This window comes from Methylocystis sp. (assembly GCF_051061285.1).
In the GTDB taxonomy this organism is placed as follows: Bacteria; Pseudomonadota; Alphaproteobacteria; order Rhizobiales; family Beijerinckiaceae; genus Methylocystis.
Window position 1 is genome coordinate 21,595 of sequence record NZ_JBPFEA010000035.1, and the last position, 6,216, is coordinate 27,810.

Consider the following 6,216-nt stretch of genomic DNA (forward strand, 5'->3'; position numbering starts at 1 on the left):
TTTCAATCGGGATTCGCTGAAAGTTCTTCGTGCAGCGGTATTCCGAAGAAAGCCTCGTCGTCGCCGCCCCATGCCTTATGCAGCGCGAAAGCTTCGCGCCACCGGATCTGCTCGGCTTCCGTCGCAGCGCGATGCGTCACTTTGCCAGTCGGCTTTTCGGCGAGTAGAAACGCCTTACCGTTGCGCAAGAATCGATTGAGGTCCTTCGTGTCGATCGGGCGCACAACGCAGCGCGGGTCTTCATCGATCAGAATGGTCGTCGGCAGCATGAGCGCAGCTCCCGTTGCGATGGATCAAAAGCCTTCCGCCTTGCTTCCCCAGGGATGCGAACCGGGGACGAGCGACGCCCTGATGCCCGCCTTTTCAATGTCGGCGAGGGTTTTATAATAGGTGCCTTCATGCATGAGCGCGCCGCTCTTGGTCATGATCGCCACATAGCGCGCCACAGTATCGGCTTCGCATAAATAGCCGCCGCCCGGATCGCTCGTGCTGCGCGCATTGCCGTCCCAGTCGATGAAAAAGCCTTCGACAACCATGTTCCCTCTCGCGTTGATGTTTGATCCTCGCGCCGGAGGGCAGCAAGTTTCTTGCCAAGGTCTTCGGCGTTGCAGCAGGGAACGAGACTTGCTTGCTGAAGGAACGTTCGCGCGCAAAGCATCCCAAGCGCACAATCGAAGGAGAAGCAGGTGGCTGACCTCGCGCATAGAAATGCGTCGCTCGAAGACATGAGAGACCTATGGGCCTTGATGCGGCAAACGGCCGCCGACATTCCGTGTTCGATTGAAAGTGAAAGCGATCAAGAGCGAGCGCTGACGGAAATCATGAAGTGCTGCACAGCAGAATTCTCGCCGGTTATACTCGATGCGAAGCGTAATGTCGTCGGCGCCTTATTGGCGCGTCGCGATGAACTCGATTGGGGCCTGCGCAACACTGAAACAATCAACGTCTCGCTGGCGGCGGTGTCCGCAGACCATCGCGAGAACGGCGCATTCAAAGTGCTGATCGACGCGATATTGAAGCGCAATGCGCCGGTCTATGTCGAAGTGAAAGCCGGCGAGGGGCAGGGGTTGGCCGCGGAGCTCAAAGGCTGCGGCTTCTCCTTGACGAAGACGGAAGACGGCGCAGAACTCTATAAATGGGAGCCGGCGGCGGAAGCCAAAGCCGCCTGAACATCGCTTCCAAAGCGTGGAGCGGGCGCGTCTCGCGCCGCGCTCTAAGCGCCCTCGTCTTGCGCTCCATAATCGGCGTAGGCTTTTTCCAGCAAGGCGACACAGGCCTTCAGACGCTGATACTCCGCCTTGTCGACCAGGACATTCTCGACGTCCGGCGCGGGGCCAGACGCGGGGGGCTTGGAAGCCTGGATCGCCTCGAACATGGCGGCTTGCAGGCGGAAGATACGCTCGCTGGCGCGTTCGAGATAGGGCAGCGGATTGGCGCGAATATTCGCCTCATGCAGCGCGTCGAGTTCCAGCAATTTGCCGAAGCGCCGCTCCGTAAGACGGTTCGTCAAGCCGAAATCATGTTCGATGACGCTCATGATCGTCGCTCCTTTTTTCTTGGCCGGATTTTTAGCCCTTCGTTGGATCGGGCTTCAATCCGCGCTTCACGGCGCGCAACGCTTGGCTCGTCAATTGCTCGGCGGCACGCTTAGGCGCATGGTTTTGCAAGGCGCGCGCCAACGAGGAGACGCGAATGAACGAGCTCTATGCGATTTGCCAGACGGGCGAGATCGAGGACGGCGACGCCACCGGTTTCATTCTGATGCGGATCGAGGAGACTGGCGAACCAAAGCCCTGGCCGATCCTGATCACGCGCAAAGGCAATAATTTCTATGGTTTCGAGAACGCCTGTCCGCATAAGGGGGAACGTCTCGACTCGGAGGCAGGGCATTTTCTCGACGAAGAGGGGAATTTCCTCACCTGCGGCCACCATCAGGCGCAGTTCGATCTCGACACGGGACACTGCTTCATCGGCCCCTGCCAGGGCAAGAAGTTGCAATCCATTCAAATCGTCATTGACGACGGCGACGTCTGCCTCACAGGCGTGGAGCTCGCAGAGGAGGACGGGCTCGGTCTCGAAGAGCCGGACGAGGCACCCGAAGTCATGATCACGTCTGACTGAGGCAAGAGCGCCAGCGTCGAGTATGTTTGTGGGCGGAGCGTTGGAGAAGCACGCCGCCTTCCTGCATCACATCGACGACAATGCGCCGGCGTTGCGCGAGGTTTCAAACCAACCGCGCAACGACGAACTCCTCGTTGCCAACCTCGTAGTCAAAAGATATCGGTCGACGACATGGAGCTCGGCGATTGCGTGCGAGGCTTATCTGCGGCCGCTGTGGCGGGGCGATTGATGGAGCGCGCTCACAATGGCCAGAGTTTTCGAAATCCCGCTCGTCTTCTCCCCGGCGACCGCCCGCAATTTCCGTCGGCGCGTTCGTGGGACGACGACGCCGCATGCGCCAAGGCGCTTGCGGCGAAGCGCGTTCCTCACGCGTCCGGCGGACCCATGTCGTCGCTCTTCTTCTTCTTCTTATCGACCTTGGCCTGCGCATAGGAGCCGGAGTTCTTCAGCGCGATCGGCTTCTGACCCTCGACATACTGCGAGATCCAAAACAAAGTGCGCTCGCGCGCCGATTGCGCGGCGGCTTCGTTGAAACTCTCCGCGGCGTCGAAATTGAAGCCGTTGCGCGCCTCGGGATAGGAGAAGGCGCTTACGTCGGGTCGCTGGGCGCGAAATTGGACGATTTCTTCCATCGGCAACGACGGATCATTCTCTGGGAGATGAAGCAACGTCGGAATTTTCCGCTTCACCCAACGTTCCTCTGAAATCCCCGCCGGATAATAGCTGATCGCACAGGCGACGTCGCTGAGACTATTGGCCGAAACATAGGCGAGATAGCCGCCCCAATCATAGCCGACGATCGCCACCTTGCCGACGCCCTTCACGGCGTCGACAGTGGCCTGAATGTCTTGCAGGGCTGTCGTGACGGAAGAGCCGTCGCTCTCACCCTCCTGAGTCGCGAGCGCTGGCGCGATCGCGACATAGCCCTGAGCCGCGAAGCCCTCGACTTCCTTTTGCAGATGTGGCGTGACGCCGTAGATGTCCGGCAGCACGACGACGGCGCCCTTGGGAGCCTCAGTGGGTTCGGCTCGATAGGCGGAAAAACTGCGCCCATCTCCGGAAGTGAGTTCGATCATGACGGCCTCGATGTGCAGCAAAGTGACGGAAGCTCTCGAACGAGAGACGGCGGAATCATGTCACGCCTGCACATCCCATTGCGAATATCATGCCTGCATGATGAGACGCATCGTTCGACGTTTAGCCAAGCGACCCTCGGCTCAAGAGTCGAAAAATCCCAATTCCAGCTTCGCTTCGTCGCTCATCATGCTCTGATGCCACGGCGGATCGAAGACGAGGTTGATTTTTACGCTCGCGACTCCGTCGACCGCATCGACGGCCTTCTTCGTCATGCCGACCATTTCGCCGGCGACGGGGCAGCCTGGCGCCGTCAGCGTCATGTCGATGTCGATGTCGCGTCGATCGATAACGTCGATGCGATAGATCAGTCCCAGATCATATATGTTCACCGGAATTTCCGGGTCGAACACGGTCCGCAGCGCAAGAACGACGTCTTCATAAAGCGCCTGCGCCTCGGGCGAAGAATCGCTGCGGCTGACGCGACTATTCGGCTCGGAAAGCTGTGTCATGTCGCCTCGTGGTTCCATCTGAGTATCCTGCATGACGTGCGTCGAACTCTCGACAGCTCGAAGTCAACCAGCAAGTAAGGCGCCAGTCAGCTTTGCTGCGGCTGGACTGAAATTTGCAATCATTCCACGTCCACGGTCCGCGGCGTCATGGTTGAGCGCCTTCGTTTACGAAGCGCATTTCTCACAGAGCGCCGTGTTACAATCCTCACAAAGGCTCGGTGCAGTATGTCGGATACGCCTGAAGAAGAATTTGAGCTGCCTCAACTTTACAAGCGCCATGTCTTTGCTTGTTTCACGCAGCGGCCGCCGAACCATCCGCGCGGCAGCTGCGGCTCGCTCGGCGCGCAGCCGCTTTGGGAGCGGCTCGGCAAGCGCGTTGAAGCGGACGGCGGCGGCGAGATCGGCTTCACCTCCGCGGGGTGCATGGGGTTTTGCTCAGCGGGGCCCCTGATGGTGGTGTATCCCGAGGGCGTCTGGTATCGGCCGACGACGGCCGAAGATATTGACGAGATTTACGACTCGCATCTCAAGGGCGGCAAGCGCGTCGACCGCTTGGTGATGATTTTGTCGCGCTGAGCGCTCCCGAGCGTTCAAGACACCGCGCTGGAGGCCGCGAGCAACTCGCGCGCCTCCGCGTGGATGCGCCCCACCATCGACTTGAAGCCGTTGGAGCGTTGCGGCGTCAGATGTTCGCGTAGGCCAAGACGCTCGAACAAGGCGACAGGATCCGCCTTCAGGATTTCCGCGCCGGTCTTGCCGGAGCAGAGCGTCAGCAAGATTGCAACGAGGCCGCGCACGATATGCGCGTCGCTATCGCCTCGGATCATCAATGCCGGTTCGCCGCCGTTTGCGTCGGAAATCGTCGTCGCCAGCCAGACTTGGCTGGCGCAGCCCGAGACTTTATTTTGATCGTTCTTCAACGCATCGGGAAGCGGCTCGAGCATTTTGCCAAGCTCGATGACATAGCGGTAGCGGTCTTCCCAATCGTCGAGCAGCGAGAAGTTTTCGATGATGTCGTCGATCGTCGTCATGTTTCGACCATTCCTTCAGCTTTGAGCCGATCGCGGCGCTGGCGAGACGCGACGCGCAATACTTGCAGACATTCGACGTTCGCCGCGAGATCAAGCGCCGAAAATCCGTCGACGTTCTCTTCCAGGGGATCTGCGCCGAGCGCAAGCAAGAGCGTCACGACGGCGGTCTTGCCCGCCGACGCCGCATAGATCAGCGCCGTCGAGCCGTCGGGATTGCGATGGTGGACATTGGCCCCGGCGGCGGAGAGCAACTCGATGGCCTCCACGCTGTCCTGCTTGCACGCCAACCATACTGCATTGTTGCCGTCGCGGGTCGCGGCGTGGAGATCCCCGCCCGCTGCGATGATTTCGCGCAACACCGGGACGTTCGCCTCGGCCGCGGCTCGAAGAAGCGGCGTGAGGCCGTCGACCCCGACGGCGTTCACGCCTTCCGTCGGAAAGCCTTGCATCGTCAACAATTGCGTCAACTGCGGGGTAATGCCGTCACTCCATTGCAGCGCCGACGAGAGGTCGGCGTATTGATTAAAGCAGCCCTAATTGCACGAGCGGCTTGGCGCCGCCACGCCCGAGAACGGTGTCAACCTTCTGCCGCACATTCTCGATCTTCAGCGGTTTCACCAATATGCCATGCGCGCCATGTTTCATGGCGTCCACCGCAACCGCTTCGTCGGCCTTATCGCAGACGATTAATATCCGCACGCCGGCGAAACGTTCCGTCAATTCCATAAGAAGCGACACGCCACTGCTCCTTAGAAAAGAAGCGCCGAGCAGAACGACGTCCGGCTTCAGCCAACCGACGCCCTTATCATAGGCTTCCTGGATGCTGGCGATTTCGTGGGTTTCGATCTCGTCGTGCAGCATGAACTGAAGCGCGGCGCGCACGATCTCGTCTTCGTCGAGGACGAACACCCGCCGTTGATCGACCGCCTTCGCGGTTTCGACGCCAATCTGCATTCCTGCTCCTTTCGAAGATACGCCGCCAAATGCCGTGCAGAAGATAAGAAGCAAGCTCTGTTCCAAAGGTCGCGGAGCAACGAGCGGGGTGCGATGTTCTGTTCACAACAAATGTCGCGACTGTCGGCTTCCTTCACAAAAACAGCCGAAGTGGAATGCGCTCATCGATTGATCAAATCACAATAAAACAACGAACTAGCCACTAATGCCGCGCTGGCACGGCCGTTGCTACCTGTCGAATGCGAGTGAGGGCTGAACGCACGCCTACGTTACGCCGAGCGATGTGTTCCTTCCCTTAACCCGCGACCAGTTTCTGATGCATAGGAACTGCCCAGTATCTCTGGGTAGCTGTCGAAGGGCTCAAGAGGAGACAGACATGTCGTCACTACGGCAAATCGCATTTTATGGCAAAGGGGGCATCGGCAAGTCGACGACGTCCCAGAACACGCTGGCCGCTCTGGCCGAGTTGGGTCATCGCATTTTGATCGTCGGCTGCGATCCGAAGGCGGACTCGACGCGCCTCA

Annotated in this window: 13 protein-coding genes; 5 read left to right on the plus strand and 8 right to left on the minus strand. The window is 59.5% G+C overall.

Annotated elements, in window-relative coordinates; all coding sequences use genetic code 11:
• Positions 1–2: 2 nt before the first annotated feature.
• Both ACR65T_RS13025 and ACR65T_RS13030 read right to left on the minus strand, forming a co-directional pair.
• Positions 3–269, minus strand: a complete 267-nt coding sequence (locus ACR65T_RS13025) for a hypothetical protein (RefSeq protein WP_434496875.1) — start codon at positions 267–269, stop codon at positions 3–5.
• A gap of 24 nt (positions 270–293) precedes the next feature.
• The gene (locus tag ACR65T_RS13030) at positions 294–536 is read right to left on the minus strand and encodes a hypothetical protein (protein WP_434496876.1); all 243 of its coding nucleotides are present in this window, start codon (positions 534–536) and stop codon (positions 294–296) included.
• Between the two features lie 150 nt (positions 537–686).
• Here ACR65T_RS13030 and ACR65T_RS13035 point away from each other — a divergent pair, with 150 nt between their 5' ends.
• Positions 687–1,169, plus strand: coding sequence for a hypothetical protein (locus ACR65T_RS13035; RefSeq protein ID WP_434496877.1), 483 nt, complete (start codon positions 687–689; stop codon positions 1,167–1,169).
• Positions 1,170–1,213: 44 nt separating this feature from the next.
• On the opposite strand, the gene ACR65T_RS13040 is transcribed toward ACR65T_RS13035, so the two are convergent.
• Positions 1,214–1,537: a hypothetical protein gene (locus ACR65T_RS13040; RefSeq protein ID WP_434496878.1), complete on the minus strand. Its 324-nt coding sequence runs from the start codon at positions 1,535–1,537 to the stop codon at positions 1,214–1,216.
• Between the two features lie 155 nt (positions 1,538–1,692).
• Between ACR65T_RS13040 and ACR65T_RS13045 the strand changes: the two genes are divergently transcribed.
• Together ACR65T_RS13045 and ACR65T_RS13050 are read left to right on the plus strand one after the other, a co-directional pair.
• Positions 1,693–2,121, plus strand: a complete 429-nt coding sequence (locus ACR65T_RS13045) for a Rieske (2Fe-2S) protein (protein WP_123174926.1) — start codon at positions 1,693–1,695, stop codon at positions 2,119–2,121.
• 40 nt (positions 2,122–2,161) lie between these two features.
• A complete protein-coding gene (locus ACR65T_RS13050) occupies positions 2,162–2,350 on the plus strand; it encodes a hypothetical protein (RefSeq protein ID WP_434496879.1) in 189 nt (62 codons plus the stop codon).
• Positions 2,351–2,486: 136 nt separating this feature from the next.
• Here the strand turns inward: ACR65T_RS13050 and ACR65T_RS13055 are convergent, their stop codons facing one another.
• On the minus strand, positions 2,487–3,197 hold the full coding sequence (locus ACR65T_RS13055; protein ID WP_434496880.1) for a dienelactone hydrolase family protein: 711 nt from the start codon (positions 3,195–3,197) through the stop codon (positions 2,487–2,489).
• A gap of 141 nt (positions 3,198–3,338) precedes the next feature.
• The gene (locus ACR65T_RS13060) at positions 3,339–3,707 is read right to left on the minus strand and encodes an SUF system Fe-S cluster assembly protein (protein ID WP_434496881.1); all 369 of its coding nucleotides are present in this window, start codon (positions 3,705–3,707) and stop codon (positions 3,339–3,341) included.
• A 225-nt stretch (positions 3,708–3,932) separates the two neighbouring features.
• On the opposite strand from ACR65T_RS13060, the gene ACR65T_RS13065 reads away from it, so the two are divergent.
• A complete protein-coding gene (locus tag ACR65T_RS13065; RefSeq protein ID WP_014892140.1) occupies positions 3,933–4,283 on the plus strand; it encodes a (2Fe-2S) ferredoxin domain-containing protein in 351 nt (116 codons plus the stop codon).
• Between the two features lie 14 nt (positions 4,284–4,297).
• On the opposite strand, the gene ACR65T_RS13070 is transcribed toward ACR65T_RS13065, so the two are convergent.
• From ACR65T_RS13070 to ACR65T_RS13080, 3 genes are read right to left on the minus strand one after another with little or no spacing between them, the layout of a single operon-like run.
• Positions 4,298–4,738 carry a SufE family protein gene (locus ACR65T_RS13070; protein ID WP_434496882.1) on the minus strand — a complete coding sequence of 147 codons (441 nt, stop codon included), beginning with the start codon at positions 4,736–4,738 and terminating at the stop codon, positions 4,298–4,300.
• The gene (locus ACR65T_RS13075) at positions 4,735–5,205 is read right to left on the minus strand and encodes an ankyrin repeat domain-containing protein (protein ID WP_434496883.1); all 471 of its coding nucleotides are present in this window, start codon (positions 5,203–5,205) and stop codon (positions 4,735–4,737) included. The genes ACR65T_RS13070 and ACR65T_RS13075 overlap by 4 nt, the downstream gene beginning before the upstream one ends.
• 55 nt (positions 5,206–5,260) lie before the next feature.
• On the minus strand, positions 5,261–5,692 hold the full coding sequence (locus tag ACR65T_RS13080; RefSeq protein WP_434496884.1) for a response regulator: 432 nt from the start codon (positions 5,690–5,692) through the stop codon (positions 5,261–5,263).
• Between the two features lie 376 nt (positions 5,693–6,068).
• Between ACR65T_RS13080 and ACR65T_RS13085 the strand changes: the two genes are divergently transcribed.
• The coding region (locus ACR65T_RS13085) for an AAA family ATPase (protein ID WP_434496885.1) at positions 6,069–6,216 on the plus strand (148 nt) is incomplete at its 3' end.

Coding starts and splice junctions, on each gene's coding strand:
- ACR65T_RS13045 (WP_123174926.1), top strand. CDS start 1,693: ATGAACGAGCTCTATGCGATTTGCCAGACGGGCGAGATCGAGGACGGC.
- ACR65T_RS13065 (WP_014892140.1), top strand. CDS start 3,933: ATGTCGGATACGCCTGAAGAAGAATTTGAGCTGCCTCAACTTTACAAG.
- ACR65T_RS13040 (WP_434496878.1), bottom strand. CDS start 1,537: ATGAGCGTCATCGAACATGATTTCGGCTTGACGAACCGTCTTACGGAG.
- ACR65T_RS13055 (WP_434496880.1), bottom strand. CDS start 3,197: ATGATCGAACTCACTTCCGGAGATGGGCGCAGTTTTTCCGCCTATCGA.
- ACR65T_RS13080 (WP_434496884.1), bottom strand. CDS start 5,692: ATGCAGATTGGCGTCGAAACCGCGAAGGCGGTCGATCAACGGCGGGTG.
- ACR65T_RS13060 (WP_434496881.1), bottom strand. CDS start 3,707: ATGACACAGCTTTCCGAGCCGAATAGTCGCGTCAGCCGCAGCGATTCT.
- ACR65T_RS13025 (WP_434496875.1), bottom strand. CDS start 269: ATGCTGCCGACGACCATTCTGATCGATGAAGACCCGCGCTGCGTTGTG.
- ACR65T_RS13070 (WP_434496882.1), bottom strand. CDS start 4,738: ATGACGACGATCGACGACATCATCGAAAACTTCTCGCTGCTCGACGAT.
- ACR65T_RS13030 (WP_434496876.1), bottom strand. CDS start 536: ATGGTTGTCGAAGGCTTTTTCATCGACTGGGACGGCAATGCGCGCAGC.